Origin of the sequence: Pseudomonas sp. OA65 (assembly GCF_017498305.1) — a bacterium.
Classification (GTDB): Bacteria; Pseudomonadota; Gammaproteobacteria; order Pseudomonadales; family Pseudomonadaceae; genus Aquipseudomonas; species Aquipseudomonas zanjanensis.
In genome coordinates this window covers 185,319-210,374 of the sequence record NZ_JAGDEZ010000007.1, presented here as the reverse complement: position 1 = coordinate 210,374, position 25,056 = coordinate 185,319, and the positions used below count along the sequence as shown (strand labels likewise).

Here is a 25,056-nt window from a genome sequence, read left to right as displayed (position 1 = left end):
CGCTCCCACAGGTTTTTTTGTGAACACAGCATTTGTGAACACCTCAAGCCCACTGTGGGAGCGAGCCTGCTCGCGAATGCAGGCGACTCGATCTGACTGGCTTAGTGAAAAGCCCCACGCTTCTGCGCATTACGAATCGACACCTGATCATTCAGCGTCCAGAAGTCATACAGCACCCCAAGGAAAAACACCCCACCGGTCAGCAGGTAAAGGATCCCGCTGAGCCACTTGCCCTGGTACATCCGATGTACGCCCAGCACCCCGAGAAACGTCAGCAGAATCCACGCTACGCTGTACTCGATCGGCCCAGGGGTGAAACGCAGGTCCGCTTCGCGGTCCATGGCCGGGATCAGGAACAGGTCGATCAGCCAACCGATGCCCAGCAGGCCGAAGGTGAAAAACCAGATCGTGCCCGTGACCGGCTTGCCGTAATAGAAACGGTGAGCGCCGGTAAAACCGAAAATCCACAGCAGATACCCGATGACTTTGCTGTGGGTATCGCGGATTGCGTCCTGCTGATAGGTGTTCATTAATGGTCTCTTTTGCCTCGATAGAAAAATTTGTTCGGAGTTTTTGTGACTTTTTTGTGTCTCGCCGACAAGCGGTCCTGAGCGACGCGAGTCGCGCAAACGCCCGCGACACGGGGGTTCTGTCGGACAATCAGGTCAATTTGCCGCAATTGTGCGGGGTTTACGCTGGGTTTCGAATCGACAAACGGCCTCGGAAAGGGAAAAAAAGCTGTTATAAAGTTGCGCGCTAACCTTTACGAGCCCTGCCTAATGCGTCCATTTTTCAAGACATGGCTAACCATTTGCCTATTATTGCCCCTGGCAGCCCACGCCACCAATCGTGAGCAACGTCTTCCCAACGTCAACGGCTATACCCCGAAATCCCATGTTTCTGCTCCTTCGAGCAAGAACAAGCAAAGCGTTCAGCGCGTGAGCACCGCTCACAGTCGCCTGGTACCACCCATGGCGACCAAGACGACCAGTAACGTGCTGAGCCGCGCCGTGAATGTCCTCGGCACACCTTATCGTTGGGGCGGCAGCAGCCCAAGTAAAGGTTTCGATTGCAGTGGCTTGGTGAAATACGCGTTCAACGACGCCACGTTCGACCTGCCGCGCACCTCCAACGCCATGGCTGCCGGTCATGGCGAGAAAGTCGAGCGCAAGGACCTCAAGCCCGGCGACCTGATTTTCTTCAAGCTCAAGAGCCGCCGCGTCAACCACGTGGCCATCTACCTGGGCAACGACCGCTTCATCCACGCCCCGCGCCGTGGCAAGTCGGTGACCATCGACACGCTGAACAAGCCGTACTGGAACACCCATTACGTGGTTGCCAAGCGAGTGCTGCCGAAAGAACCGGGGGCGATGCGCGTGGTTCAGCGCTGATCCGAAAAGCTCGCATGGCCCTTGTGGCGAGGGAGCTTGCTCCCGCTGGGCTGCGAAGCAGCCCCAAACCAGACGCCACCGTCACCCAGACAGTCCCAGGCAGCCGCCTTCAGGGCCGCTCCGCGCCCCAGCGGGAGCAAGCTCCCTCGCCACAAAAGCGGTACTGCCTCCTGCCCTAGAAATTATCCGGCGTACGCGCCCGCTCCCGGGCATGTTCGCGGCTGATCAGCCCCTTGTTCACCAGATCCTTCAAACACATATCCAGCGTCTGCATCCCCAACGAGCCGCCGGTCTGGATGGACGAGTACATCTGCGCCACCTTATCTTCCCGGATCAGGTTCCGGATGGCCGAGGTCCCCAGCATGATTTCATGCGCGGCGATCCGACCGCCGCCGATCTTCTTGATCAGCGTCTGGGAAATCACCGCTTGCAACGACTCCGACAACATCGAGCGAACCATGGACTTCTCGTCGCCGGGGAACACATCCACCACCCGGTCGATGGTCTTGGCCGCCGACGTGGTGTGCAGGGTGCCGAACACCAGGTGCCCGGTTTCAGCGGCGGTCAGCGCCAGGCGGATGGTTTCCAGGTCGCGCATCTCGCCCACCAGGATCACGTCCGGGTCCTCCCGCAAGGCTGAACGCAAGGCCGTGGAGAAGCCTTGGGTGTCGCGGTGCACCTCGCGCTGGTTGATCAGGCATTTGCGCGGTTCGTGAACGAATTCGATAGGGTCTTCGATGGTGAGGATGTGGTGGTGCTTGTGGCTGTTGAGGTGATCGATCATCGCCGCCAGGGTGGTGGACTTGCCCGAACCGGTCGGCCCGGTCACCAGCACCAGCCCCCGAGGGGCCTCGGTGATCTTGCGAAACACCTCGCCCATGCCCAGGTCTTCCATGGTCAGGACTTTCGACGGAATGGTCCGGAACACCGCCCCCGCCCCGCGATTCTGGTTGAAGGCATTGACCCTAAACCGCGCGACGCCCGGCACGTCGAAGGAAAAGTCGGTCTCCAGAAACTTTTCGTAATCCACCCGTTGCCGGTCGTTCATGATGTCGTAGATCAATTCATGGACCTGCTTGTGGTCCAGCGCCGGCAGGTTGATCCGCCGTACGTCACCATCCACGCGGATCATCGGCGGCAGCCCGGCGGACAGGTGCAGGTCCGACGCCCCCTGTTTGGCGCTGAACGCCAGCAGTTCAGTGATATCCATAGCGCTCCTCAATTCCAGTAGAATGCCGCGAACCTCACCGCTGGCGCTTCTTTATGTCCACGATAGCAGACAACATTGCTCAGGTTAGTTCGCGTATCCGCACGGCGGAGCAGGCCGCCCAACGTGCCGAAGGCAGCGTCCAACTGCTGGCCGTGAGCAAGACCAAGCCCGCCCAGGCCCTGCGTGAAGCCTATGCCGCCGGCCTGCGGGACTTCGGCGAGAACTACCTGCAAGAGGCCTTGGGCAAACAGGTCGAATTGACCGACCTGCCCTTGATCTGGCACTTCATCGGCCCCATTCAATCGAACAAGACGCGTGCTATCGCCGAACACTTCGATTGGGTGCATTCCGTGGATCGCTTGAAAATTGCACAGCGCCTGTCCGAGCAGCGCCCGGCCGAATTGCCGCCGCTGAACATCTGCATCCAGGTCAATGTCAGCGGTGAAGCGAGCAAATCCGGCTGCACCCCGGCGGACTTGCCCGCCCTCGCCAACGCCATCAGTGCTTTGCCACGCTTGAAGCTGCGCGGGCTGATGGCGATTCCCGAACCCACCGATGACCGCACCGCCCAGGATGCGGCCTTCGCCGCCGTTCAAGACCTGCAAGCCAGCCTGGCACTGCCGCTGGACACACTCTCCATGGGCATGAGCCACGACCTCGAGTCGGCCATTGCCCAAGGCGCCACCTGGGTGCGCATCGGCACTGCCCTGTTTGGCGCCCGCGACTACGGTCACTCCTGAACCATGGCCGACTCATCTCTTTATAAGGACCTGTCATGAGCAACACGCGTATTGCTTTCATCGGCGCCGGCAACATGGCCGCCAGCCTGATCGGCGGCCTGCGGGCCAAGGGTCTGGACGCTGCGCTGATCCGCGCCAGCGATCCAGGTGAAGAGACCCGCAACCGGGTGAGCGCCGAGCACGGCATCGAGACCTTTGCCGACAACGCCCAGGCCATCGACGGCGCGGACGTCATCGTGCTGGCGGTCAAGCCGCAAGCGATGAAAACCGTCTGCGAGGCCCTGCGCCCTAGCCTCAAGCCCCATCAACTGGTGGTGTCGATTGCAGCGGGCATCACCTGCGCCAGCATGAACAACTGGCTCGGCGAGCAGCCGATCGTACGCTGCATGCCCAATACCCCGGCGCTGCTGCGCCAGGGCGTCAGCGGCCTGTTCGCCACCGGACAGGTGAGCGCCGAGCAACGCCAGCAGGCACAAACGCTGCTGTCGGCCGTGGGCCTGGCCCTGTGGCTGGACACCGAACAGCAACTGGACGCCGTCACCGCCGTCTCCGGCTCGGGCCCGGCGTACTTCTTCCTGCTGATCGAAGCCATGACCGCCGCTGGTGAAAAACTTGGCCTGAGCCGGGAAACCGCCGCCCAGTTGACCTTGCAGACCGCCCTCGGTGCCGCGCATATGGCGGTGTCCAGCGACGTCGACGCAGCCGAACTGCGCCGCCGCGTGACCTCGCCGGCCGGCACCACCGAAGCGGCCATCAAATCGTTCCAGGCCGGGGGCTTCGAAGCCCTGGTGGAAAAAGCACTCGGCGCCGCCGCGCACCGCTCGGCCGAAATGGCCGAACAACTGGGCCAATAAGGAGCCATTCATGATTGGATTGAACACTGCAGCGGTCTACGTGCTGCAAACTCTCGGCAGCCTGTACCTGCTGATCGTGCTGCTGCGCTTCGTGCTGCAACTGGTGCGCGCCAACTTCTACAACCCGCTGTGCCAGTTCATCGTCAAGGCCACCCAGCCGCTGCTCAAGCCGCTGCGCCGGATCATCCCGAGCCTGTTCGGCCTGGACATGTCGTCGCTGGTCCTGGCGATCCTCGTGCAACTGGCGCTGATGGCCCTGACGCTGCTGCTGACCTACGGCACCACCGGCAACCCGCTGCAACTGCTGATCTGGTCGATCATTGGCGTGACCGCGCTGTTCCTGAAGATTTTCTTCTTCGCCATGATCATCAGCGTAATCCTGTCGTGGGTCGCGCCGGGCAGCCATAACCCGGGTGCCGAACTGGTGAACCAGATCTGCGAGCCGGCCCTGGCACCGTTCCGCCGCATCGTGCCGAACCTCGGCGGCCTGGACATCTCGCCGATCCTGGCGTTCATGGTGCTCAAGCTGATCGACATGCTGGTGATCAATAACCTGGCGGCAATGACCATGATGCCGGAGATCCTGCGGTTGCTGATCTAAAGCACGCTGCAGCTTTTCCTGTGGCGAGGGAGCTTGCTCCCGCTGGGCTGCGAAGCAGCCCCAAACCAGGCGCCACCGTCGTCCAGACAGTCCCGGGAGGTAGCTGTCAGGGCCGCTTCGCGCCCCAGCGGGAGCAAGCTCCCTCGCCACAGATAGATCCAGTCGCCACAGGGTTTGCATCAGCGAACAATCAGCGCGGGCCTTTGCTTGCCGCTAACCCCAGCGGTCTTTAGACTTACGCCTCATTTCAACGCGAGCAGGGTCGATGCCAGCTGCCTTTCCCCCCGATTCCGTTGGTCTGGTGACGCCGCAAACGGCGCATTTCAGCGAGCCCCTGGCCCTGGCCTGCGGCCGTTCGTTGCCAGCCTATGACCTGATCTACGAAACCTACGGCACCCTCAATGCCACGGCGAGCAATGCCGTGCTGATTTGCCACGCCTTGTCGGGGCATCACCACGCCGCCGGCTACCACAGCATCGACGACCGCAAGCCCGGCTGGTGGGACAGTTGCATCGGCCCGGGCAAGCCCATCGATACCAGCAAGTTCTTCGTGGTCAGCCTGAACAACCTCGGCGGCTGCAACGGTTCCACCGGCCCCAGCAGCCTCAACCCGGACACCGGCAAACCTTTCGGCGCCGACTTCCCGGTGCTGACCGTGGAAGACTGGGTTCACAGCCAGGCGCGTCTGGCCGACCGCCTCGGCATCGGCCAGTGGGCCGCCGTGATCGGCGGCAGCCTGGGGGGCATGCAGGCCCTGCAATGGACCATCACCTACCCGGACCGCGTGCGCCATTGCCTGGCAATCGCCTCGGCCCCCAAGTTGTCGGCACAGAACATTGCCTTCAACGAAGTGGCGCGCCAGGCGATCCTCACCGACCCGGAATTCCATGGCGGTTCGTTTCAGGAACACGGCGTGATCCCCAAGCGCGGGCTGATGCTGGCGCGCATGGTCGGGCACATCACCTACCTGTCCGACGACTCCATGGGCGAGAAATTCGGCCGAGGCCTCAAGAGCGAAAAGCTCAACTACGACTTCCACAGCGTCGAGTTCCAGGTCGAGAGCTACCTGCGCTACCAGGGCGAAGAGTTCTCCGGGCGTTTCGACGCCAACACCTACCTATTGATGACCAAGGCCCTGGATTACTTCGATCCGGCGGCGAACTTCGACGATAACCTGGCGAAAACCTTCGCCAACGCCACCGCCAAGTTCTGTGTGATGTCGTTCACCACCGACTGGCGCTTCTCCCCGGCGCGCTCGCGGGAGCTGGTGGACGCGCTGATGGCCGCGCGCAAGGACGTCTGCTACTTGGAAATCGACGCGCCCCAGGGCCACGACGCCTTTTTGATTCCGATCCCGCGTTACCTGCAGGCGTTCGGCAACTACATGAACCGTATAACGCTGTGAGGACGCCATGAGAGCCGATCTGGACATCATCCAGGAATGGATCCCCGCCGGCAGCCGCGTGCTCGACCTGGGCTGCGGCAACGGCGAACTGCTGACCTGGCTGCGGGACAACAAGCAAGTCACCGGCTACGGCCTGGAAAACGACCCGGACAACATTGCCGAGTGCGTCGCCAAGGGCATCAACGTCATCGAGCAGGACCTGGACAAGGGCCTGGGCAACTTCGCCAGCAACAGCTTCGACATCGTGGTCATGACCCAGGCCCTGCAAGCGGTGCACTACCCGGACAAGATCCTCGACGAAATGCTGCGAGTCGGACGCCAGTGCATCATCACCTTCCCCAACTTCGGCCACTGGCGCTGCCGCTGGTACCTGGCGAGCAAGGGCCGCATGCCGGTCTCGGATTTCCTGCCCTACACCTGGTACAACACGCCGAACATCCACTTCTGCACCTTCAAGGATTTCGAAGCGCTGTGCCACGAACGTGAAGCCAAGGTCATCGATCGCCTGGCCGTGGACCAGCAGCACCGCCACGGGTGGGCCAGCAAGCTATGGCCTAATCTGTTAGGTGAAATAGGCATCTATCGGGTCAGCAGCCCAGGCCTTGCCGATCATCAGGTCGCGGTTTGAGCCGCGGCCTCACCAGGAGCACGACATGAACCGTCTAGCGTTGTTTCTCATCACCGCTTGCCTGAGCGTTGGCGCCATGGCCGCCGACGTCATCAAGGCCGAGCGCATGGAAAAATTCGGTGATATCACCGTGCACTACAACACCTTCAACTCCACGTTCCTGACGCCCGACATCGCCAAGGCAGCCGAGCTGATTCGCAGCAAAAACCAGGGTGTGATCAATATTTCGGTGATCAAGGGCGGCAAGCCCTTGATGGCCCAAGTCAGCGGCACGGTGAAAGACCTCACCAGCCAGAGCATCCCGCTGCAATTCAAGCAGGTGATCGAGCAAGGCGCGATCTACTACATCGCCCAGTATCCGGTGCCCCAGCAGGAAAACCGCACCTTCGAGATCAAGGTGCAGACCGGCGACAAGATCAACACCCTCAACTTCAACCAGGAACTGTTCCCGGGCCAATGATCAATTTCACCCAACTCGTGCTGGCCAGCCACAACGCCGGCAAACTCAAGGAGCTGCAAGCCATGCTCGGCGGATCGGTGCAGTTGCGCTCGATTGGCGAGTTCAGCCAGGTGGAACCGGAAGAGACCGGCCTCTCGTTCGTCGAGAACGCCATCCTCAAGGCCCGCAATGCCGCGCGCATTTCGGGCCTGCCGGCGCTGGCCGACGATTCCGGGCTGGCCGTGGACTTCCTCGGCGGTGCGCCGGGCATTTACTCGGCCCGCTACGCTGACGGCAAAGGTGACGCGGCGAACAACGCCAAGCTGCTCGACGTCCTCAAGGACGTGCCCGAAGCCGAGCGCGGCGCGCAGTTCGTCTGTGTGCTGGCCCTGGTCCGCCACGCCGACGATCCGTTGCCGATCCTCTGCGAGGGCCTGTGGCACGGGCGCATTCTCACCGAGGCCAGCGGCGAGCACGGCTTTGGCTACGACCCGTTGTTCTGGGTGCCGGAGCGCAATTGCTCCAGCGCCGAACTGGGGCCGGTGGAAAAAAACCAACTGAGCCACCGCGCCCGCGCCATGGCCCTGCTGCGTCAACGCCTGGGCCTGCAATGATCGATGACGCTCCCGCACCGCTGATCCATGGCGGTGTCCAAACGCCTCGGGCGCCGTTGCCAGTGCTGCCGCCCCTGGCGTTGTACGTCCACATCCCGTGGTGCGTGCGCAAATGCCCGTATTGCGACTTCAACTCCCACACCGCCAGCCCACAGTTGCCGGAAGAGGAGTATGTCGACGCCCTGCTGGCCGACCTCGACCAGGACTTGCACGCGGTTTATGGTCGCCCGTTAAGCTCGATCTTTTTTGGTGGCGGCACCCCGAGCCTGTTCAGCGCCCAAGCCCTGGGGCGATTGCTCAAGGGTGTCGAGGCGCGGATAGCGTTCGCCCAGGACATTGAAATCACCCTGGAAGCCAATCCTGGCACCTTCGAGCAGGAAAAGTTCGTCGCTTACCGGGCCTTGGGCATCAATCGCCTGTCCATCGGTATCCAGAGTTTCCAGCAGGCCAAGCTCGAAGCCCTGGGCCGGATACACAACGGCGACGAAGCGGTGCGCGCCGCCGGCATGGCCCGTCAGGCCGGTTTCGACAATTTCAACCTGGACCTGATGCATGGGCTGCCCGACCAGTCCCTGGAAGACGCTTTGAGCGACCTGCGCCAGGCCATCGCCTTGAAGCCGACCCATTTGTCCTGGTACCAGCTGACGCTGGAGCCGAACACGGTGTTCTGGAACCAGCCGCCGACCTTGCCCGAAGACGACACGCTGTGGGACATTCAGGAAGCCGGGCAAGCCTTGCTGGCCGAACACGGCTACGCCCAATACGAAGTCTCGGCCTACGCCCAGCCCGGTCGGGCGGCGCGGCATAACCTCAATTACTGGAGCTTCGGCGACTTCATCGGCATCGGCGCCGGCGCCCACGGCAAGCTCAGCCATCCGGACGGGCGCATCGTGCGCACCTGGAAGACCCGACTGCCCAAGGACTACCTCAACCCGACCAAAAGCTTCCAGGCCGGCGAGAAAACCCTGGCCAATGAAGAGCTGCCGTTCGAGTTCCTGATGAACGCCCTGCGCCTGACCGCAGGCGTGGAAGCGCGGCTGTACCCGGAGCGCACCGGGCTGCCCCTGCAAAGCCTGGCCGAAGGCCGGCGCGAGGCCGAACAAAGCGGGTTGTTGCAGGTCGAACCGACACGTCTGGCGGCCACCGAGCGCGGACAGCTGTTTCTCAATGACTTGCTGCAGACATTTCTGAGCTGATCAACACAAGGAAATCGAATGGATCTGGTACTCGACCTGCTGGCCACCGTGTCCCGCTGGAGCCGCAGCAACCTGTCGGAAATCTCCCTGGCATTGGTAGGCTGCCTGCTGGTGCTGTTTGGTGCCGATATCAAGGGCTGGGTCGAACAACGCCTGGGCAGCATCGCCGGCGCCTTGCGCGTCCCCTTGATCGCCCTGCTGTGCATGATCGGCAGCGGCGCCGCGCTGATCTACGCCACGCCGTGGATCGTTCGAGGCTTGAGCCAGTTCAACAACTACAGCCTGGCGCCGGTGTTGTTGGTGGTGCTGGTGTTGATTGGCGTAGTCGCAGATCGGCGTTGACCCGGTCACCTGAAACAACTGTGGGAGCTGAGCTCTGTGGGAGCAAAGCTTGCTCGCGATGCAGGCAACTCGGGCTCAAGTAGACACCGAGGCGCTGCTATCGCGGGCAAGCCTTGCTCCCACAGAAGCCCGCTCCCACAGGGGATCCCCTTTCAGCAGGGATTTCTGGTGTTTAAACCACCTTCTCGAACTTCAAATCCCACACCCCATGCCCAAGCCGTTCGCCACGGCGCTCGAACTTGGTGATCGGCCGTTCGGCCGGGCGCGGCACGCACTTGCCGTCTTCGGCCAGGTTGCGATAACCCGGGGCGACGTTCATGACTTCCAGCATGTACTCGGCGTAGGGCTCCCAGTCGGTGGCCATGTGCAGCACCCCGCCGACCTTCAACTTGCTACGCACCAGCTCAGCGAACGACGCCTGGACGATCCGGCGCTTATGGTGACGGCTTTTGTGCCAGGGATCCGGGAAGAACAGCATCAGCCGATCGAGACTGTTATCGGCCACGCAGCGGTTGAGCACTTCGATGGCGTCGCAATCGTAGACCCGCAGGTTGGTCAACCCTTGGGTCAGCACGCCATTGAGCAGCGCACCGACGCCTGGACGGTGGACTTCCACGCCGATGAAATCCTGCTCCGGCGAAGCAGCGGCCATTTCCAGCAACGAGTGGCCCATGCCGAAGCCGATTTCCAGCGAGCGCGGGGCCGAGCGGCCGAAGACCTGGTCAAAATCCACCGGCGCATCGGCAAGCGGCAGGACAAACAGCGGCGCGCCCTGCTCCAGGCCGCGCTGCTGGCCTTCAGTCATGCGCCCGGCGCGCATCACGAAACTCTTGATGCGGCGGTGCTGGCGCTCTTCGCCTTCTTCCGGCAGGACCGGCGTGTCGTTCGATTCAGTCATCAATGGCTCTTACTTGATCAGACCATCCAGCGGCGAGGAGGCGCTGGCGTAAAGTTTTTTCGGCATGCGGCCAGCCAGGTACGCCAGGCGACCGGCGACGATGGCGTGTTTCATGGCTTCGGCCATCAGGATCGGCTGCTGGGCGTGTGCGATGGCCGAGTTCATCAGCACCGCTTCGCAACCCAGTTCCATGGCAATGGTGGCGTCGGAGGCGGTACCGACACCGGCATCCACCAACACCGGGATCTTGGCTTCTTCCAGGATGATCTGCAGGTTGTACGGGTTGCAGATCCCCAGGCCAGTGCCGATCAGGCCGGCCAGTGGCATGACCGCGATGCAGCCGATTTCCGCCAGTTGACGGGCGATGATCGGGTCGTCGCTGGTGTAGACCATCACGTCGAAACCTTCCTTGACCAGGGTTTCAGCGGCCTTGAGGGTTTCGATCACGTTGGGGAACAGGGTTTTCTGGTCCGCCAGCACTTCCAGCTTCACCAGGTTGTGGCCGTCGAGCAGCTCACGGGCCAGGCGGCAGGTGCGCACGGCCTCGATGGCGTCGAAGCAACCGGCGGTGTTGGGCAGGATGGTGTAGCGATCCGGCGGCAGGATATCCAGCAGGTTCGGTTCGCCCGGATTCTGGCCGATGTTGGTCCGGCGCACGGCGACGGTCACGATCTCGGCGCCCGAGGCCTCGATGGCCAGGCGGGTTTCTTCCATGTCGCGGTATTTGCCGGTGCCTACCAGCAAGCGCGACTGGTAGGTACGACCGGCCAGGACGAAGGGCTTGTCGCTACGAACGATGCTCATGGGAAATCCTCTGTTGGGGTGAGGTTCTTGCGAAATGCTGCGAAACCGAGGCGACTAGCCGCCACCGATGGCATGGACCACTTCGACCGAATCGCCGTCGTTCAACGTGGTTTCGGCATGCTGGCTGCGCGGGACGATATCCAGATTGAGTTCCACCGCGACGCGGCGTCCGGTGAGTTCCAGACGGGTCAGCAGGGCCGCAACGGTTTCACCGTCGGGCAGTTCAAGGGGTTCGCCGTTCAACTGAATGCGCATGCCGGATGCCGCCATCATTTTTAGGGGCTGGCATTCTAGCCCGATCAGTCTGGGTGACCCAAGCCCCTTGGTCAGCTACGAGCCACAAGCTTCAAGCTTCAAGCTTCAAGCGGCAAGTTGCAGGCGCCAGGCCGCAATGCCCAGGCACAACCAGCCGATCAGGAAAGCCACGCCGCCCAGGGGCGTGATGATGCCCAGCTTGGTAACGCCTGTAAGGGTCAACAAATACAGGCTGCCGGAGAACAACAGGATACCGATCACAAAGGCAACCCCAGCCCAGGTGACGATGCGTCCTGGAATGTGCGTGGCCAGCAGCGCGACGCCCAGCAACGCCAGGGTGTGGACCAGTTGGTAGGTGACGCCGGTGTGGAAAATCGCCAGGTAATCGGCGCTCAGGCGGTTTTTCAGGCCATGGGCGGCGAATGCCCCCAACGCCACGCCTGTGAAACCGAAGAAAGCCGCCAGCATCAGAAAGCTACGCAACATGGGAACTCCAATCAGACTCGGTGGGCAGGGTCTGTATAATGGCCCGCTCGACGGGTTCGGCCAAGCCATCTCTATGCTGCGTACATTGTTTCGACGATTCCTTAAAGCCCTGCTCTGGTTCGCCGTCGGCAGCGTTGTGCTCGTGCTGTTGTTTCGCGTGGTGCCGCCGCCGTTCACCGCGCTGATGATCGAGCGCAAGGTTGAATCCTGGTTCGGCGGCGAGCCGATCGACCTGCAGCGCGACTGGCAACCGTGGGACCAGATCTCCGACAGCCTCAAGGTCGCGGTGATTGCTGGCGAAGACCAGAAATTCCCCCAGCACTGGGGCTTCGACATCGGCGCGATCCAGGCTGCCTTCGCCCACAATGGGCGTGGCGGTTCGATTCGCGGCGCCAGCACCCTCAGCCAGCAAGTGTCCAAGAACCTGTTCCTGTGGTCGGGCCGCAGTTGGCTGCGCAAGGGACTGGAGGCCTGGTTCACCGCGCTGATCGAAGTGTTCTGGCCCAAGCAGCGGATCCTCGAGGTGTACCTCAACAGCGTCGAGTGGGATGACGGTGTGTTCGGGGCAGAAGCGGCGGCGCGGCATCACTTCCGCACCAGCGCCGGCGCCTTGTCCCGGCAACAGGCCAGCTTGCTGGCAGCGGTATTGCCCAACCCACGGAAATGGAGCGCCAGCCGGCCAAGCCCCTATGTGCTACGGCGGGCGGGTTGGATTCGCCAGCAGATGAGCCAGTTGGGGGGCGACGGTTATCTATTGCAGCTGAATGAGTCGCGGCGGGCGCCCTGGGCGCAATAGCCGCAAACACTGAGACCCTTTGTGGGAGCGAGCCTGCTCGCGAATGGGCGTACTTGATACATTTATGTGAGCTGACACACCGCATTCGCGAGCAGGCTCGCTCCCACAGGGGGCCTGGGTCGAGTCCGAGAGTGAGCACAAACAAAAACGCCCCGATCATCTCTGATCGGGGCGTTTTTTATGGCCGCTATCGCAGTCAGGCGGCGATCGACACCTTGAGCTTGTTCATCGCGCTTTTCTCGAGCTGGCGAATCCGCTCGGCCGACACGTTGTACTTCTGCGCCAGGTCGTGCAGCGTGGCTTTTTCCTCGGCCAGCCAGCGCTGGTAGAGAATGTCGCGGCTGCGTTCGTCCAGAACCTCCAGGGCTTCGTGCAGGTTAGTGTTGGAGTTGTCGCTCCAGTCGGCGTCTTCCAGTTGACGCGCCGGGTCGTACCGGTGGTCTTCCAGGTAGTTGGCCGGCGATTGGAAAGCGCTGTCGTCGTCCGCTTCGGCGGCCGGATCGAAGGCCATGTCATGGCCGGTCAGGCGGCTTTCCATCTCGCGCACTTCCCGAGGCTCTACGCCCAGGCTTTCGGCAACACGATGGACTTCTTCGTTGTTCAGCCAGGCCAGGCGTTTCTTCTGGCTGCGCAGGTTGAAGAACAGCTTGCGCTGGGCCTTGGTGGTCGCGACTTTCACAATGCGCCAGTTGCGCAGGATGAACTCGTGGATTTCCGCCTTGATCCAGTGCACCGCAAACGACACCAGGCGCACGCCCATTTCCGGGTTGAAACGCTTGACCGCCTTCATCAGGCCAACGTTGCCTTCCTGGATCAGGTCGGCCTGGGCCAGCCCGTAGCCGGAATAGCTGCGGGCGATATGTACGACAAAACGCAGGTGGGCGAGCACCATCTGCCGAGCCGCCTCAAGATCCTGCTCATAATAGAGACTCTCGGCCAGTTCACGCTCCTGCTCAGGGGTCAGCAACGGGATGCTGTTGACCGTGTGCACATAGGCCTCCAGGTTCGCACCCGGGACCAGAGCATAAGCAGGTTGCAAAGAAGTGGTCATACGAAAAAACCTCCAACTTACATAACTCGTGCAGTTCAGCACTGCGAAAATTGACCGGGAACCGTAGGACAAGTTCCCACAAAAACTGAAAGGTCAATACGCGCAAAAAACACTATTTTGGCGCAAGCTCACGCAAGTGGCGTGCGACCGCAATCCATGCACCGATATAACCCAACAGCACCGCGCCAAGCAAGAGCGACAGACCGTCGGCGACTGGCACTCCGGCCAGCGAAAAATCACTGCCGTACAAACCGGCCAGCCCCACTACCGCATCGTTCAGCCAGTCCAGGCCAAACGCCAATACACCCCAGGACAGGATCCCGGCACCGAAGCCATACAGCGCCCCCATATAAAGGAAGGGCCTGCGTACATAACTGTCCGTACCGCCGACGAGTTTAATCACTTCTATCTCGGTGCGGCGGTTTTCAATATGAAGACGAATGGTATTGCCTATCACCAAAAGTAATGCAGACACCAGCAGCACCGTCAGACCGAAGACAAACCGGTCGCCGAGCTTGAGGATCGCCGCAAGACGCTCGACCCAGACTAGATCAAGTTGCGCCTGTTGTACCTTCGGCAACTCGGAAAGTCTTTGTCTTAATGCTTCAAGGGCGGGCTTGTCGACCTCGTTCGGCGTCACCAGCACCACGCCTGGCAGCGGGTTCTCCGGCAGCTCCTTGAGGGCATCGCCCAGGCCGGACTGTTGCTGGAACTCTTCAAGCGCCTGCTCGCGGCCGATGTACTCGGCCTCGGCCACACCCGGCATGGCCTTGATCTGCTCGCGCAACGCCTGGCCTTCGCCGGGGCTGGCATCCATCTGCAGGTACAGGGAAATCTGCGCAGCGCGCTGCCAGGAACCGCCCAGGCGCTCCACGTTACTGAGCAATAATGACAGGCCCATGGGCAGGCTCAAGGCAACCGCCATCACCATGCAGGTAAAGAAGCTGCCGATGGGCTGTTTGCCCAGGCGCCGCAGGCTGTCCAGCAGGCTGGCGCGATGGCTTTCGATCCAGGCGCGCAGCAGCGTGGCGAAGTCCGGACCATCGTCATCGTCGCGTTTTTTCTTTTGCGGCTGCGGATCGGAGGCCTTCGGGGCCACGCGTTCGGCCACTTTCGGGCTGCGAGTAGCACTCATACGCCGGCCTCCCCGTCACCGATCAGTCGACCGCGTTGCAAAGTGAGCATGCGGTGACGCATGCGCGCGATCAGTGCCAGGTCGTGACTGGCGATCAGCACGCTCGTGCCCAGGCGATTGATGTCTTCGAACACACCCATGATTTCCGCCGCCAGGCGCGGGTCGAGGTTACCGGTGGGTTCGTCCGCCAGCAGCAAGGCCGGGCGATGGACGATGGCGCGGGCGATGCCGACGCGCTGTTGCTGGCCGGTGGACAGGTCGCCTGGGTACAGGTCGGTCTTGTCCGACAGGGCCACGCGCTCCAGGGCCGAATCCACGCGCTTGATGATCTCGGCCTTGGACAGGCCAAGGATCTGCAACGGCAACGCCACGTTGTTGAACACCGTGCGGTCGAACAGCAATTGGTGATTCTGGAACACCACGCCGATCTGCCGCCGCAGGTAGGGGATCTGGGCATTGCTGATGGTGCTCAGGTCCTGGCCGGCCAGCAGCAATTTGCCGGTGGAGGGTCGCTCCATCGCCAGCAGCAGGCGCAGCAAGGTACTTTTACCGGCGCCGGAATGGCCGGTGACAAACAGAAACTCGCCCCGACGGACCCGAAAGCTCAGCTCATGCAAGCCGACGTGACCGTTCGGATAGCGTTTACCGACCTGTTCGAAACGAATCATGAATGCTCCCGTTCGGCAAACAGTGCCTGGACAAAGGGCTCGGCTTCAAAGGTGCGCAAGTCGTCGATGCCTTCACCCACGCCGATGTAGCGAATGGGCAGGCCGAACTGCTTGGCCAGGGCGAAGATCACCCCGCCCTTGGCGGTACCGTCGAGCTTGGTCAGGGCCAGCCCGGTCAGTTCGACGGTCTGGTTGAACTGCTTGGCCTGGTTGATGGCGTTCTGGCCAGTACCGGCGTCCAGCACCAGCAGCACTTCGTGGGGCGCGTCGGCGTCGAGCTTGCCGATCACCCGGCGCACCTTCTTCAACTCTTCCATCAGGTTGTCTTTGGTGTGCAGGCGACCGGCGGTGTCGGCGATCAGCACATCGATGCCACGGGCCTTGGCCGCTTGTACGGCGTCGAAGATCACCGAGGCGGAGTCGGCACCGGTGTGCTGGGCGATCACCGGGATCTTGTTGCGCTCGCCCCACACTTGCAGTTGTTCGACCGCAGCGGCGCGGAAGGTGTCGCCCGCGGCTAGCATGACTTTCTTGCCTTCGAGCTGCAGCTTCTTGGCCAGCTTGCCGATGGTGGTGGTCTTGCCAGCGCCGTTGACGCCAACGACCAGGATCACGAACGGCTTGTTCTGCGAGGCAACGACCAGGGGTTTTTCCACCGGCTTGAGCAGGCTGGTCAGCTCGCCTTGCAGGGATTTGTACAGGGCATCGGCGTCGGTCAGCTGTTTACGCGCGACCTTCTGGGTCAGGCTCTGGATAATCACCGAGGTGGCCTCGACACCAACGTCGGCGGTCAGCAGGCGGGTCTCGATGTCTTCCAGCAATTCGTCATCGATGACTTTCTTGCCCAGGAACAGGCTGGCCATGCCTTCGCCGATGCTGGCGCTGGTCTTGGACAGGCCCTGCTTGAGGCGGGCGAAGAAGCCGACCTTGTTTTCTTCGGCCGTGCGTGGCGGCTCGGCCGGAGCCGGAACCTCAGCCGGAGCAGGCTCTGGCTCAGGAACGGGTTGAGGCGCGGCGGGCGTAATGACGGACGCTGGCGCTTCGGCAACCGGCGTCTCGACCGGCGTCTCGACAGGTTGCGTCGTTGCCGGGATCGGTGGCGGGGTATGCGCAGACTCGTCTTCGACCAGCGCAACCGGTTCTTCCGCCACTGGCAAGGTCAGCCAGGGGGTTTGCCCGGCGGGCGGGGTCAGGGGCTGTTCGGCCAGCGGCTCAGGCGCGGGTTCAGGCTCGACCGGCTGCAGCACCGGCTCGGCGATCGGCAGGACGATGGGCGCGGCCTCTTCGGCCACTGTCTCGGCGGCGGGCTCAGGCAGCGCTTCTGGCTGTTCGACGACGGTTTCCTGCGGCTTCTTGCGCAGCCATCCGAACAGGCTTTTTTTCTCGCCAGCCGCAGCTGGGGTCTTCTTGTCGTCGTTGGAACCAAACATGGAGGACGGCTATCTCACGGTAGCGACGCGCCACGAGGGCGCCTCGGTGATAAATATTCGATGCTGAACAGACTGCGTTTCATCCAGCTTGTTCACGCGCAACATTTTGTCGAAGCGTCCCCAGGACGCCTCAAAGGCAATTTTTCGAAGGACTGGTACGGCATCATCGGCGAAAACGCCGGGATCAACGAGCAAACCCAGTGTTTCTCCGGAGAACCCAGACAACCCCGGGCCGATAAAAGGCCCGATAGGCGTGGCCGCCAGTAAAACGGATCAGTATCCTAGCACCTCCTCGCCTGCTGAGGCTAAGACCTAGCAGGCAACCCAACAGGTTTAAACACGAATGAATGCTCTTGCCCGCCGCGCCGCAGGCCTGCTGCTCAGCACAGTTTGTCTGCCCTTTTCAGCCTTGGCTGCCGACCCACAACCCACCCATGAATTCACCCTCGACAACGGCCTGAAGGTCGTCGTGCGCGAAGACCATCGCGCGCCGGTGGTGGTGTCCCAGGTCTGGTACAAGGTGGGTTCCAGCTACGAAACGCCAGGCCAGACCGGTTTGTCCCACGCTCTTGAACACATGATGTTCAAGGGCAGTGAAAAAGTCGGCCCCGGCGAAGCCTCGCTGATCCTGCGCGACCTCGGTGCCGAAGAGAATGCCTTCACCAGTGATGACTTCACCGCCTACTACCAAGTGCTGGCCCGTGACCGCCTGGGCGTGGCCTTCGAACTGGAAGCCGACCGCATGGCCAGCCTGCGCCTGCCGCCGGAGGAGTTCAGCCGCGAGATCGAGGTGATCAAGGAAGAGCGCCGCATGCGCACCGACGACAAGCCCATGTCCAAGGCCTATGAGCGCTTCAAGGCCATGGCTTACCCGGCCAGTGGTTATCACACGCCGACCATCGGCTGGATGGCCGATCTGGACCGGATGACCGTCGAAGAGCTGCGTCACTGGTACCAATCCTGGTACACCCCGAACAACGCGACCCTGGTGGTGGTCGGCGACGTGACGCCGGACGAGGTCAAATCCCTGGCCCAGCGGTATTTTGGCCCGATTGCACGACGCGCGGTGCCAGTCGCCAAGCTCCCCTTGGAACTGGCCGAACCCGGCGAGCGCCTGATCACCCTGCATGTGCAGACCCAACTGCCCAGCGTGATGCTGGCCTTCAACGTGCCAAGCATTGCCACCGCGACAGACAAGGCGTCGGTCAACGCGCTGCGACTGATTTCGGCCCTGCTGGACGGTGGCTACAGCGGCCGGATCCCGACCCAGCTGGAGCGCGGCGAAGAATTGGTGTCCGGTGGTTCGTCGAGCTACGACGCTTTCACCCGCGGCGACACGCTGTTCACCTTGTCGGCGACGCCCAATACGCAGAAAAACAAAACCCTCGCCCAGGCCGAAGCCGGTCTGTGGCGCTTGCTCGATCAGTTGAAACCCACCGCCCCGACCGCCGAGGAACTGGAACGCGTGCGCGCCCAGGTCATCGCCGGCCTGGTGTATGAGCGCGACTCGATCACGAGCCAGGCCACCGCCATCGGCCAACTGGAAACCGTCGGTTTGTCCTGGAAGCTGATGGACACTGAACTCGCCGAACTGCAAAGCGTGACCCCGCAAGACATCCAGAAGGCAGCCCAGCTGTATTTCACCCGCTCGCGCCTAAGCGTTGCGCACATCCTGCCCGAGGAGAAAGCTCATGAGTGAGCGCAAATCATCGCGTCTGGTGCTGATCGGCCTGGTATTGATCGTCCTGGCCAGCGCCCTGGCCTTCTACCTGACGCCGTCCAGCGACTCCAACGCCAGCCAGGCCTTGGACAAGGCCAAGTCCGGCAACAAGCTGCAATCCTTGGCTGAACTGAACGACAAGGCGCCCAGCCGGCGCCAGCTCGACGTGCAAACCTGGAAAACCGCCGACGGCGCCAAGGTGCTGTTCGTCGAAGCCCGGGAATTGCCGATGTTCGACCTGCGCCTGACCTTCGCCGCCGGCAGCAGCCAGGACGACGACGCCCCTGGCCTCGCCCTGCTGACCAACGCCATGCTCAACGAAGGCGTGGCCGGCAAGGACGTCAGCGCCATTGCCCAAGGCTTCGAAAGCCTCGGTGCGGACTTCGGCAACGGCGCCTATCGGGACATGGCCGTGGCGTCTTTGCGCAGCCTCAGCGCGGTCGACAAGCGTGAGCCGGCATTGAAGCTGTACGCCGAAGTCGTCGGCAAACCGACCTTCCCCGCCGACTCCTTTGCCCGGATCAAGAACCAGATGCTGGCCGGCTTCGAGTACCAAAAGCAGAACCCCGGCAAACTGGCGGGCCTGGAACTGATGAAGCGCCTGTATGGCGATCATCCGTATGCCCACTCCAGCGACGGCACCGCCGAGAGCATTCCACCGATCACCCTGGCCCAGGCCCGGGCTTTCCACGCCAAGGCCTACGCCGCCGGCAACGCCGTGATCGCACTGGTGGGGGACTTGTCCCGCGCCGAAGCCGAAGCGATTGCCAACCAGGTCTCCGCCGCGCTGCCCAAAGGCCCTGCCTTGGTGAAAACCCCGCCTCCGGTAGAGCCGAAGGCGAGCATCGGCCATATCGAGTTTCCGTCCAAACAGACCAACCTGATGCTCGCGCAACTGGGCATCGACCGCGACGATCCAGACTATGCAGCGGTGTCCCTGGGCAACCAGATCCTCGGCGGCAGTGGCTTCGGCACGCGGTTGATGACTGAAGTTCGCGAAAAGCGCGGCCTGACCTATGGTGTCTATTCCGGCTTCACGGCGATGCAAGCCCGCGGCCCGTTCATGATCAACCTGCAGACCCGTGCAGAAATGAGCGAAGGCACCTTGAAACTGGTGCAGGACGTGTTCGCCGACTACCTCAAGAACGGTCCGACCCAGAAAGAACTCGATGACGCCAAGCGCGAATTGGCCGGCAGCTTCCCGCTGTCCACCGCCAGCAACGCCGATATCGTCGGCCAACTCGGCGCCATGGGCTTCTATGACTTGCCGCTGAGCTACCTGGAGGACTTCATGCGCCAGTCCCAGGAACTGACCGTCGAGCAGGTCAAGGCCGCGCTGAACAAACATTTGAGCACCGACAAGATGGTTATCGTCACCGCCGGCCCTAGCGTGCCGCAAAAGCCGTTGCCGCCCCCCACTGACAAACCTGCCGAGCAGCCGCTCGGGGTTCCGGAGCACTAATGGCCCGTCCATCGAATTCCAGCAAGAAACCTGTGCACAACGGCGTGAACCAGTTGCGCATCATCGGCGGCGAATGGCGCAGCCGGCGCCTGAGCTTCCCGGATGCCCCGGGGCTGCGCCCCACCCCGGACCGCGTGCGGGAAACCCTGTTCAACTGGCTCGCACCCTATGTGGCAGGTGCCCGGGTGCTCGACCCGTTCGCCGGCAGCGGCGCACTGTTTCTCGAGGCCCTGTCCCGTGGCGCCGCCATGGGCCAGGCGCTGGACGCCAGCAACCTGGCGGTTTCCAGCCTGAAAGAACACCTGGGCACCCTGCGTTGCACCGTCGGCCAGGTGCAAACCGCCGATGCGCTGCGCTACCTCGACAGCCAACCGGCGACGCCTTTCGACCTGGTGTTCCTCGACCCGCCGTTCAACCAGAACCTGTTGCCGACGGTCTGCGCCTTGCTCGAGGAACGCCAGTGGCTGGCCGAGGATGCCTGGGTCTACACTGAAAGCGAGACCGCCCCGTCCACCCTGGGCTTGCCGGGGAACTGGCGCTTGCACCGCGAGCAGAAATCCGGACGGGTGTATTACGCGTTGTGGCAGCGTTTGACAAAGGACATGGACTGAACGGCTGACCCGTGCATCGAGAATAATAATGATGTCCGCCGCATCTGAACGTTTCGTCCCTGCTCCGGGTCTTGGCAACCCGCACTTGCAGACCTTGTGGGGCCCGTTGTGGCGTCAGACCACCCACATCGAGCGCCAACGCGAGCGCCTGTGGCTGGAGGACGGTGATTTCCTCGACCTCGACTGGCATGGTCCCCACAGCGCCGAGGCACCCTTGGTGCTGGTGCTGCACGGGCTGACCGGTTCTTCCAACTCGCCTTACGTGGCTGGGTTGCAGCAGGCCCTCAGTCGCCAGGGCTGGGCCAGTGCGGCCTTGAACTGGCGCGGCTGCTCGGGTGAGCCGAACCTGCTGCCGCGCAGCTATCATTCGGGCGTCAGCGAAGACCTGGCCGCCGCCATCGCCCATCTGCGCGCCCGACGGCCCTTGGCGCCGCTGTTTGCGGTGGGCTATTCGTTGGGCGGCAATGTGTTGCTCAAGCATCTGGGAGAAACCGGCGGCGACAGCCAGTTGCAAGGGGCGGTGGCGGTCTCGGTACCGTTTCGCCTCGACCAGTGCGCCGACCGCATTGGCCAGGGATTCTCCAAGCTCTACCAGGCGCATTTCATGCGACAACTGGTGGCCTATGTGCGCAACAAGCAACGCCAGTTTCTGCACGACGGACGCCACGAAGGCCTGGCGACCCTGGCGGCACTTGGCCCGCTGGAGAACATGCGCACCTTCTGGGACTTTGACGGGCGGGTGACGGCGCCGCTGCATGGGTTCTCCGATGCGGCGGACTACTACCGCCGCGCCTCCAGCCGCTATTTCATGGCAGGCATCAGCACGCCGACCCTGGTCATCCAGGCCGCCGACGATCCGTTTGTATTCCCCCACAGCCTGCCCGAACCGGGCGAATTATCGGCCTCGACCCGGATTGAACTGCACGCCCAGGGTGGGCATGTGGGGTTTGTCGACGGAACCCTGCGGCGCCCCGGGTATTACCTGGAGCGGCGGATTCCCCATTGGCTGGCCAGCCTGGGTCACCGCTGAAGATTCGCAGACAACAAAAAATCCCCTGTGGGAGCGAGCCTGCTCGCGAAAGCGGTGGGTCAGGTTGCATCAATGTTGGATGTGCCGCCGCCTTCGCGAGCAGGCTCGCTCCCACATTGATTTGAGATGTAGACACTATTCGCCCGTCGCCACGCCCCGCTGCGGATCATTGATCCACTCACTCCACGAGCCAGCGTACAGCCTCCCCAGCGGATAGCCTGCCAGGCACAAGGCGAACAGGTTATGACACGCCGTCACGCCGGAGCCGCAGTACGCCACCAGTTCGGTGGGCGAACGCTCACCCAGTTTTTCGGCGAAGCGTTGCTTGAGCTGTTCGGCCGGCAGGAAGCGGCCATCGGCGCCAAGGTTGTTCGTGAACGCTGCGCATTGGGCGCCCGGGATATGCCCGGCCACCGGGTCGATTGGCTCGACTTCCCCTTTGAATCGCGGCAATGCCCGGGCATCCAGCAGGGTCATGGCCGGTTCGCCGAGGCGATGTCGCAGCGATTGCGCATCGATCAACAGGCTCGCATCCGACGCGCCGCTGAAAGTCCCGCGACCGTTCTGCGGCGGATCAAGGCTCAGGGGCAAGCCTGCGGCATGCCAGGCCTTGAGCCCACCGTCGAGGATGTAAACGCCATCGCGCTTGCCCAGCCAGGCCAGCAACCACCAGGCCCGCGCGGCATAGGCGCCGGGACCGTCGTCGTACAGCACGACCTCGCTATCGTTATCCACCCCCCAAGCCTTGAGACGCTCGATCAACGCCTCGGGCTCCGGCAGCGGATGACGCCCGGTCACGCCCTTGGTCACCGGTCCGCTCAAGTCGCGCTCAAGGTCCGCAAACGACGCCCCGGCAATGTGCCCCTCGGCATAACTGCGCTGACCGTAATCCGGGTCTTCCAGGGCAAAACGGCAATCGAGGATCACCAGTCCGGGCTGTGATCGCCGCTGTTCGAGGGCTTGAGGGCTGATGAGTTGCGCGATGGGCATGGTGAGCTCCTGTGGCTAAGTCGGGGATCGGTGCCTACTGCCCTTCCTCCAGGGTCTGGGCCAGTGGAACGTAATATTCCTTGAACAGTGCATCCACTGCCTCGCGGGCCTGATCGGTGACGAAACCGGCCTCCAACACCAGCACCTGATAGACGCCGCGCTTGATGGCCTGCTCGCTCAGGTGGCTGAAATTTTCCCGCGTGGTGCACAAGAACCGCACCCAGGACGTGAGGATGATCCAGGCGTTGAGGGTCAGGGATTCGATCTGCACCCGGTCCATCTTCAGGATACCGGCAGCTACGAAACCCTCGTAGATCGCGGTGCCGTGGATCAGGCAGCGCTGGGAAAACCGCCGATAGCGGGCCGCAAGGTCCGGATCGCTGTCGAGCAGATGCTCCAGGTCCCGGTGCAGGAAGCGATAGCGCCACATGGCCGCCAGCAGTTCCTGCAGGTAAAAGCGTTTGTCATCCACCGTGGCAGCCCGGCCCTGGGGCGGACGCAGGAAACTGTCCACCAGGTTCTCGTACTCACTGAACAGCACGGCGATGATCGCCTGCTTGTTGGGGAAGTGGTAATAGAGATTGCCCGGGGACATGTCCATGTGGGCGGCGATGTGATTGGTGCTGACGCTGCGCTCACCCTGTTGGTTGAACAGCTCGAGGCTGTTTTGCACGATGCGCTCGCTGGTTTTCATTCGTGGGGCCATGGTTTGGGCTTTAATTCGACGAAGGCATTGAATGGCATCTTACGACCTATCCGCCGCAGGAAAAACCCACAGCCGTTAAGGATGCCATTGACTTTCTAGAGTATAAGCTCTAGAAAACACCCACTCTAATAATATCCGGTGCCTGACGATGCCTGCCGACGTTGCCTACCTGCACGAGTCTCAACAACAACTGGACGAGCTGCGGTCGCGCTTCGATGCCCAGCGCCAGGCCTACGCCGCCCACCCAATGCCACCGGCCGAACAGCGCCGCCAATGGCTCAAGGCACTGCGCGAGATATTGAGCAACGAACGCCAAGCCTTGATCGACGCCATCAGCCAGGACTTCAGCCACCGCAGCGCCGATGAAACACTGTTGGCCGAGTTGATGCCGAGCCTGCATGGCATTCATTACGCCAGCCGTCATCTCCAGGGTTGGATGAAGCCCTCCCGGCGCAAGGTCGGCATGGCCTTTCAACCGGCGTCAGCCAAAGTGATCTATCAGCCGTTGGGCGTGGTCGGGGTCATTGTTCCGTGGAATTATCCACTGTTCCTCGCCATCGGGCCGCTGGTTGGGGCTTTGGCGGCGGGCAATCGGGTGATGCTCAAGCTCAGCGAATCGACACCGGCGACCGGCTTGCTGCTCAAGCAATTGCTGGCCCGGGTCTTCCCCCAGGACCTGGTGTGCGTGGTGCTGGGCGAGGCGGAGGTGGGCATGGCGTTTTCCAAGTTGCCCTTCGATCACCTGTTGTTCACCGGCGCCACCAGCATTGGCAAACATGTCATGCGCGCCGCCGCCGAAAACCTGACGCCGGTCACCCTTGAGCTGGGTGGGAAATCGCCGGCCATCGTGTCGGTCGATGTACCGATCAAGGACGCCGCCGAACGCATTGCCTTCGGCAAAACCCTGAATGCCGGGCAAACCTGTGTCGCCCCGGACTACGTGCTGGTGCCGCAGAACCGCGTCGGCGAATTCGTCGAGGCGTATCGCGAGGCGGTTCGCGGATTTTACCCGACCCTGGCGGACAACCCGGACTACACCGCCGTTATCAATGAACGACAACTGGCACGGCTCAACGGCTACATCAGCGACGCCACCAGCAAAGGCGCGTTATTGATCGAGCTGTTCGAACAGGGCCAGGGCCGCCGCATGGCCCACAGTCTGCTGCTCAACGTCAACGATGAGATGACCGTCATGCAGGACGAGATCTTCGGCCCGCTGCTGCCCATCGTGCCCTACGACACTCTGGACCAGGCATTTGCCTACATCAATCAGCGCCCCCGCCCACTGGCGCTCTACTACTTCGGCTACAACAAGGCCGATCAACATCGCGTGCTCCACGAAACCCACTCCGGCGGCGTCTGCCTGAACGACACGCTGTTGCATGTCGCCCAGGATGACATGCCGTTCGGCGGCATCGGGCCCTCGGGAATGGGGCACTACCACGGGCATGAGGGTTTCCTGACCTTCAGCAAGGCCAAGGGCGTGCTGACCAAACAGCGATTCAACGCAGCGAAGCTGATTTATCCACCCTATGGCAAGCCGTTGCAGAAACTGATCCAGAAGCTGTTTGTCCGCTGACGCGTCTCTTGCCGG

At 62.3% G+C, this 25,056-nt stretch carries 28 protein-coding genes; 16 read left to right on the top strand and 12 right to left on the bottom strand.

Features of this window, described 5'->3' with window-relative positions; genetic code table 11:
* Positions 1-101 precede the first annotated feature (101 nt).
* Positions 102-530 carry a TM2 domain-containing protein gene (locus J3361_RS08765; protein ID WP_207963929.1) on the bottom strand — a complete coding sequence of 143 codons (429 nt, stop codon included), beginning with the start codon at positions 528-530 and terminating at the stop codon, positions 102-104.
* A 249-nt stretch (positions 531-779) separates the two neighbouring features.
* Here J3361_RS08765 and J3361_RS08760 point away from each other — a divergent pair, with 249 nt between their 5' ends.
* Positions 780-1,391 carry a C40 family peptidase gene (locus J3361_RS08760; RefSeq protein WP_186634081.1) on the top strand — a complete coding sequence of 204 codons (612 nt, stop codon included), beginning with the start codon at positions 780-782 and terminating at the stop codon, positions 1,389-1,391.
* A gap of 175 nt (positions 1,392-1,566) precedes the next feature.
* Here the strand turns inward: J3361_RS08760 and J3361_RS08755 are convergent, their stop codons facing one another.
* The gene (locus J3361_RS08755) at positions 1,567-2,601 is read right to left on the bottom strand and encodes a type IV pilus twitching motility protein PilT (RefSeq protein ID WP_207963927.1); all 1,035 of its coding nucleotides are present in this window, start codon (positions 2,599-2,601) and stop codon (positions 1,567-1,569) included.
* Positions 2,602-2,654: 53 nt separating this feature from the next.
* On the opposite strand from J3361_RS08755, the gene J3361_RS08750 reads away from it, so the two are divergent.
* The 9 genes from J3361_RS08750 (at position 2,655) to J3361_RS08710 (ending at position 9,420) form a co-directional block, all read left to right on the top strand.
* Positions 2,655-3,341: a YggS family pyridoxal phosphate-dependent enzyme gene (locus J3361_RS08750; protein ID WP_207963925.1), complete on the top strand. Its 687-nt coding sequence runs from the start codon at positions 2,655-2,657 to the stop codon at positions 3,339-3,341.
* A gap of 35 nt (positions 3,342-3,376) precedes the next feature.
* A complete protein-coding gene (gene proC / locus J3361_RS08745; protein ID WP_207963924.1) occupies positions 3,377-4,195 on the top strand; it encodes a pyrroline-5-carboxylate reductase in 819 nt (272 codons plus the stop codon).
* Positions 4,196-4,205: 10 nt separating this feature from the next.
* Positions 4,206-4,796, top strand: a complete 591-nt coding sequence (locus J3361_RS08740; protein WP_072405911.1) for a YggT family protein — start codon at positions 4,206-4,208, stop codon at positions 4,794-4,796.
* 265 nt (positions 4,797-5,061) lie between these two features.
* The gene (locus J3361_RS08735; RefSeq protein WP_046063237.1) at positions 5,062-6,201 is read left to right on the top strand and encodes a homoserine O-acetyltransferase; all 1,140 of its coding nucleotides are present in this window, start codon (positions 5,062-5,064) and stop codon (positions 6,199-6,201) included.
* A gap of 7 nt (positions 6,202-6,208) precedes the next feature.
* Entirely contained in the window at positions 6,209-6,829 is a 621-nt protein-coding gene (gene metW, locus J3361_RS08730) for a methionine biosynthesis protein MetW (RefSeq protein WP_053126236.1), read from the top strand.
* A 25-nt stretch (positions 6,830-6,854) separates the two neighbouring features.
* Complete coding sequence (locus tag J3361_RS08725) at positions 6,855-7,289, top strand: DUF4426 domain-containing protein (protein ID WP_207963923.1); 435 nt, start codon at positions 6,855-6,857, stop codon at positions 7,287-7,289.
* The gene (gene rdgB, locus J3361_RS08720) at positions 7,286-7,882 is read left to right on the top strand and encodes an RdgB/HAM1 family non-canonical purine NTP pyrophosphatase (protein ID WP_207963922.1); all 597 of its coding nucleotides are present in this window, start codon (positions 7,286-7,288) and stop codon (positions 7,880-7,882) included. The genes J3361_RS08725 and rdgB overlap by 4 nt, the downstream gene beginning before the upstream one ends.
* Positions 7,879-9,078: a radical SAM family heme chaperone HemW gene (gene hemW, locus J3361_RS08715; protein ID WP_243458789.1), complete on the top strand. Its 1,200-nt coding sequence runs from the start codon at positions 7,879-7,881 to the stop codon at positions 9,076-9,078. The genes rdgB and hemW overlap by 4 nt, the downstream gene beginning before the upstream one ends.
* A gap of 18 nt (positions 9,079-9,096) precedes the next feature.
* A complete protein-coding gene (locus J3361_RS08710; RefSeq protein WP_014340681.1) occupies positions 9,097-9,420 on the top strand; it encodes a DUF3392 domain-containing protein in 324 nt (107 codons plus the stop codon).
* A 172-nt stretch (positions 9,421-9,592) separates the two neighbouring features.
* On the opposite strand, the gene trmB is transcribed toward J3361_RS08710, so the two are convergent.
* The 4 genes from trmB to J3361_RS08690 form a co-directional block, all read right to left on the bottom strand.
* Entirely contained in the window at positions 9,593-10,318 is a 726-nt protein-coding gene (gene trmB, locus J3361_RS08705; protein WP_207963921.1) for a tRNA (guanosine(46)-N7)-methyltransferase TrmB, read from the bottom strand.
* Positions 10,319-10,327: 9 nt separating this feature from the next.
* Positions 10,328-11,122, bottom strand: a complete 795-nt coding sequence (locus tag J3361_RS08700) for a thiazole synthase (RefSeq protein ID WP_003177480.1) — start codon at positions 11,120-11,122, stop codon at positions 10,328-10,330.
* 54 nt (positions 11,123-11,176) lie between these two features.
* Positions 11,177-11,377, bottom strand: a complete 201-nt coding sequence (gene thiS / locus J3361_RS08695; protein ID WP_163006804.1) for a sulfur carrier protein ThiS — start codon at positions 11,375-11,377, stop codon at positions 11,177-11,179.
* A gap of 105 nt (positions 11,378-11,482) precedes the next feature.
* Positions 11,483-11,863 carry a DUF423 domain-containing protein gene (locus tag J3361_RS08690; protein ID WP_207963920.1) on the bottom strand — a complete coding sequence of 127 codons (381 nt, stop codon included), beginning with the start codon at positions 11,861-11,863 and terminating at the stop codon, positions 11,483-11,485.
* Between the two features lie 73 nt (positions 11,864-11,936).
* Here J3361_RS08690 and mtgA point away from each other — a divergent pair, with 73 nt between their 5' ends.
* A complete protein-coding gene (mtgA, locus tag J3361_RS08685; RefSeq protein ID WP_207963919.1) occupies positions 11,937-12,659 on the top strand; it encodes a monofunctional biosynthetic peptidoglycan transglycosylase in 723 nt (240 codons plus the stop codon).
* 196 nt (positions 12,660-12,855) lie between these two features.
* Here the strand turns inward: mtgA and rpoH are convergent, their stop codons facing one another.
* From rpoH to ftsY, 4 genes are all read right to left on the bottom strand, one after another.
* Positions 12,856-13,710 (bottom strand): RNA polymerase sigma factor RpoH, encoded by an 855-nt coding sequence (gene rpoH / locus J3361_RS08680; protein WP_003177476.1) that lies wholly within the window; start codon positions 13,708-13,710, stop codon positions 12,856-12,858.
* 112 nt (positions 13,711-13,822) lie between these two features.
* Complete coding sequence (gene ftsX / locus J3361_RS08675) at positions 13,823-14,845, bottom strand: permease-like cell division protein FtsX (RefSeq protein ID WP_207963917.1); 1,023 nt, start codon at positions 14,843-14,845, stop codon at positions 13,823-13,825.
* Entirely contained in the window at positions 14,842-15,513 is a 672-nt protein-coding gene (gene ftsE / locus J3361_RS08670; RefSeq protein ID WP_003177474.1) for a cell division ATP-binding protein FtsE, read from the bottom strand. The genes ftsX and ftsE overlap by 4 nt, the downstream gene beginning before the upstream one ends.
* Positions 15,510-16,943, bottom strand: a complete 1,434-nt coding sequence (ftsY, locus tag J3361_RS08665; RefSeq protein ID WP_207963915.1) for a signal recognition particle-docking protein FtsY — start codon at positions 16,941-16,943, stop codon at positions 15,510-15,512. The genes ftsE and ftsY overlap by 4 nt, the downstream gene beginning before the upstream one ends.
* 343 nt (positions 16,944-17,286) lie before the next feature.
* Here ftsY and J3361_RS08660 point away from each other — a divergent pair, with 343 nt between their 5' ends.
* The 4 genes from J3361_RS08660 to J3361_RS08645 are packed head-to-tail and all read left to right on the top strand — an operon-like array spanning position 17,287 to position 21,766.
* Positions 17,287-18,642, top strand: a complete 1,356-nt coding sequence (locus J3361_RS08660) for a pitrilysin family protein (RefSeq protein WP_207963913.1) — start codon at positions 17,287-17,289, stop codon at positions 18,640-18,642.
* A complete protein-coding gene (locus tag J3361_RS08655; RefSeq protein WP_207963912.1) occupies positions 18,635-20,125 on the top strand; it encodes a pitrilysin family protein in 1,491 nt (496 codons plus the stop codon). The genes J3361_RS08660 and J3361_RS08655 overlap by 8 nt, the downstream gene beginning before the upstream one ends.
* Entirely contained in the window at positions 20,125-20,736 is a 612-nt protein-coding gene (gene rsmD / locus J3361_RS08650) for a 16S rRNA (guanine(966)-N(2))-methyltransferase RsmD (protein WP_064106887.1), read from the top strand. The genes J3361_RS08655 and rsmD overlap by 1 nt, the downstream gene beginning before the upstream one ends.
* A 31-nt stretch (positions 20,737-20,767) precedes the next feature.
* Entirely contained in the window at positions 20,768-21,766 is a 999-nt protein-coding gene (locus J3361_RS08645; protein ID WP_207963911.1) for a hydrolase, read from the top strand.
* A gap of 135 nt (positions 21,767-21,901) precedes the next feature.
* On the opposite strand, the gene J3361_RS08640 is transcribed toward J3361_RS08645, so the two are convergent.
* Entirely contained in the window at positions 21,902-22,756 is an 855-nt protein-coding gene (locus J3361_RS08640) for a sulfurtransferase (protein ID WP_207963910.1), read from the bottom strand.
* 34 nt (positions 22,757-22,790) lie between these two features.
* Positions 22,791-23,462 (bottom strand): TetR/AcrR family transcriptional regulator, encoded by a 672-nt coding sequence (locus J3361_RS08635; RefSeq protein WP_060740184.1) that lies wholly within the window; start codon positions 23,460-23,462, stop codon positions 22,791-22,793.
* A 148-nt stretch (positions 23,463-23,610) separates the two neighbouring features.
* On the opposite strand from J3361_RS08635, the gene J3361_RS08630 reads away from it, so the two are divergent.
* Positions 23,611-25,041 (top strand): coniferyl aldehyde dehydrogenase, encoded by a 1,431-nt coding sequence (locus tag J3361_RS08630; RefSeq protein WP_207963909.1) that lies wholly within the window; start codon positions 23,611-23,613, stop codon positions 25,039-25,041.
* Positions 25,042-25,056: the final 15 nt, after the last annotated feature.

What these genes read in the sequence shown, in the direction of transcription:
- J3361_RS08765 (WP_207963929.1), bottom strand. Translation starts at nt 530, where the DNA reads ATGAACACCTATCAGCAGGACGCAATCCGCGATACCCACAGCAAAGTC.
- J3361_RS08760 (WP_186634081.1), top strand. Translation starts at nt 780, where the DNA reads ATGCGTCCATTTTTCAAGACATGGCTAACCATTTGCCTATTATTGCCC.
- J3361_RS08755 (WP_207963927.1), bottom strand. Translation starts at nt 2,601, where the DNA reads ATGGATATCACTGAACTGCTGGCGTTCAGCGCCAAACAGGGGGCGTCG.
- J3361_RS08750 (WP_207963925.1), top strand. Translation starts at nt 2,655, where the DNA reads ATGTCCACGATAGCAGACAACATTGCTCAGGTTAGTTCGCGTATCCGC.
- proC (WP_207963924.1), top strand. Translation starts at nt 3,377, where the DNA reads ATGAGCAACACGCGTATTGCTTTCATCGGCGCCGGCAACATGGCCGCC.
- J3361_RS08740 (WP_072405911.1), top strand. Translation starts at nt 4,206, where the DNA reads ATGATTGGATTGAACACTGCAGCGGTCTACGTGCTGCAAACTCTCGGC.
- J3361_RS08735 (WP_046063237.1), top strand. Translation starts at nt 5,062, where the DNA reads ATGCCAGCTGCCTTTCCCCCCGATTCCGTTGGTCTGGTGACGCCGCAA.
- metW (WP_053126236.1), top strand. Translation starts at nt 6,209, where the DNA reads ATGAGAGCCGATCTGGACATCATCCAGGAATGGATCCCCGCCGGCAGC.
- J3361_RS08725 (WP_207963923.1), top strand. Translation starts at nt 6,855, where the DNA reads ATGAACCGTCTAGCGTTGTTTCTCATCACCGCTTGCCTGAGCGTTGGC.
- rdgB (WP_207963922.1), top strand. Translation starts at nt 7,286, where the DNA reads ATGATCAATTTCACCCAACTCGTGCTGGCCAGCCACAACGCCGGCAAA.
- hemW (WP_243458789.1), top strand. Translation starts at nt 7,879, where the DNA reads ATGATCGATGACGCTCCCGCACCGCTGATCCATGGCGGTGTCCAAACG.
- J3361_RS08710 (WP_014340681.1), top strand. Translation starts at nt 9,097, where the DNA reads ATGGATCTGGTACTCGACCTGCTGGCCACCGTGTCCCGCTGGAGCCGC.
- trmB (WP_207963921.1), bottom strand. Translation starts at nt 10,318, where the DNA reads ATGACTGAATCGAACGACACGCCGGTCCTGCCGGAAGAAGGCGAAGAG.
- J3361_RS08700 (WP_003177480.1), bottom strand. Translation starts at nt 11,122, where the DNA reads ATGAGCATCGTTCGTAGCGACAAGCCCTTCGTCCTGGCCGGTCGTACC.
- thiS (WP_163006804.1), bottom strand. Translation starts at nt 11,377, where the DNA reads ATGCGCATTCAGTTGAACGGCGAACCCCTTGAACTGCCCGACGGTGAA.
- J3361_RS08690 (WP_207963920.1), bottom strand. Translation starts at nt 11,863, where the DNA reads ATGTTGCGTAGCTTTCTGATGCTGGCGGCTTTCTTCGGTTTCACAGGC.
- mtgA (WP_207963919.1), top strand. Translation starts at nt 11,937, where the DNA reads ATGCTGCGTACATTGTTTCGACGATTCCTTAAAGCCCTGCTCTGGTTC.
- rpoH (WP_003177476.1), bottom strand. Translation starts at nt 13,710, where the DNA reads ATGACCACTTCTTTGCAACCTGCTTATGCTCTGGTCCCGGGTGCGAAC.
- ftsX (WP_207963917.1), bottom strand. Translation starts at nt 14,845, where the DNA reads ATGAGTGCTACTCGCAGCCCGAAAGTGGCCGAACGCGTGGCCCCGAAG.
- ftsE (WP_003177474.1), bottom strand. Translation starts at nt 15,513, where the DNA reads ATGATTCGTTTCGAACAGGTCGGTAAACGCTATCCGAACGGTCACGTC.
- ftsY (WP_207963915.1), bottom strand. Translation starts at nt 16,943, where the DNA reads ATGTTTGGTTCCAACGACGACAAGAAGACCCCAGCTGCGGCTGGCGAG.
- J3361_RS08660 (WP_207963913.1), top strand. Translation starts at nt 17,287, where the DNA reads ATGAATGCTCTTGCCCGCCGCGCCGCAGGCCTGCTGCTCAGCACAGTT.
- J3361_RS08655 (WP_207963912.1), top strand. Translation starts at nt 18,635, where the DNA reads ATGAGTGAGCGCAAATCATCGCGTCTGGTGCTGATCGGCCTGGTATTG.
- rsmD (WP_064106887.1), top strand. Translation starts at nt 20,125, where the DNA reads ATGGCCCGTCCATCGAATTCCAGCAAGAAACCTGTGCACAACGGCGTG.
- J3361_RS08645 (WP_207963911.1), top strand. Translation starts at nt 20,768, where the DNA reads ATGTCCGCCGCATCTGAACGTTTCGTCCCTGCTCCGGGTCTTGGCAAC.
- J3361_RS08640 (WP_207963910.1), bottom strand. Translation starts at nt 22,756, where the DNA reads ATGCCCATCGCGCAACTCATCAGCCCTCAAGCCCTCGAACAGCGGCGA.
- J3361_RS08635 (WP_060740184.1), bottom strand. Translation starts at nt 23,462, where the DNA reads ATGGCCCCACGAATGAAAACCAGCGAGCGCATCGTGCAAAACAGCCTC.
- J3361_RS08630 (WP_207963909.1), top strand. Translation starts at nt 23,611, where the DNA reads ATGCCTGCCGACGTTGCCTACCTGCACGAGTCTCAACAACAACTGGAC.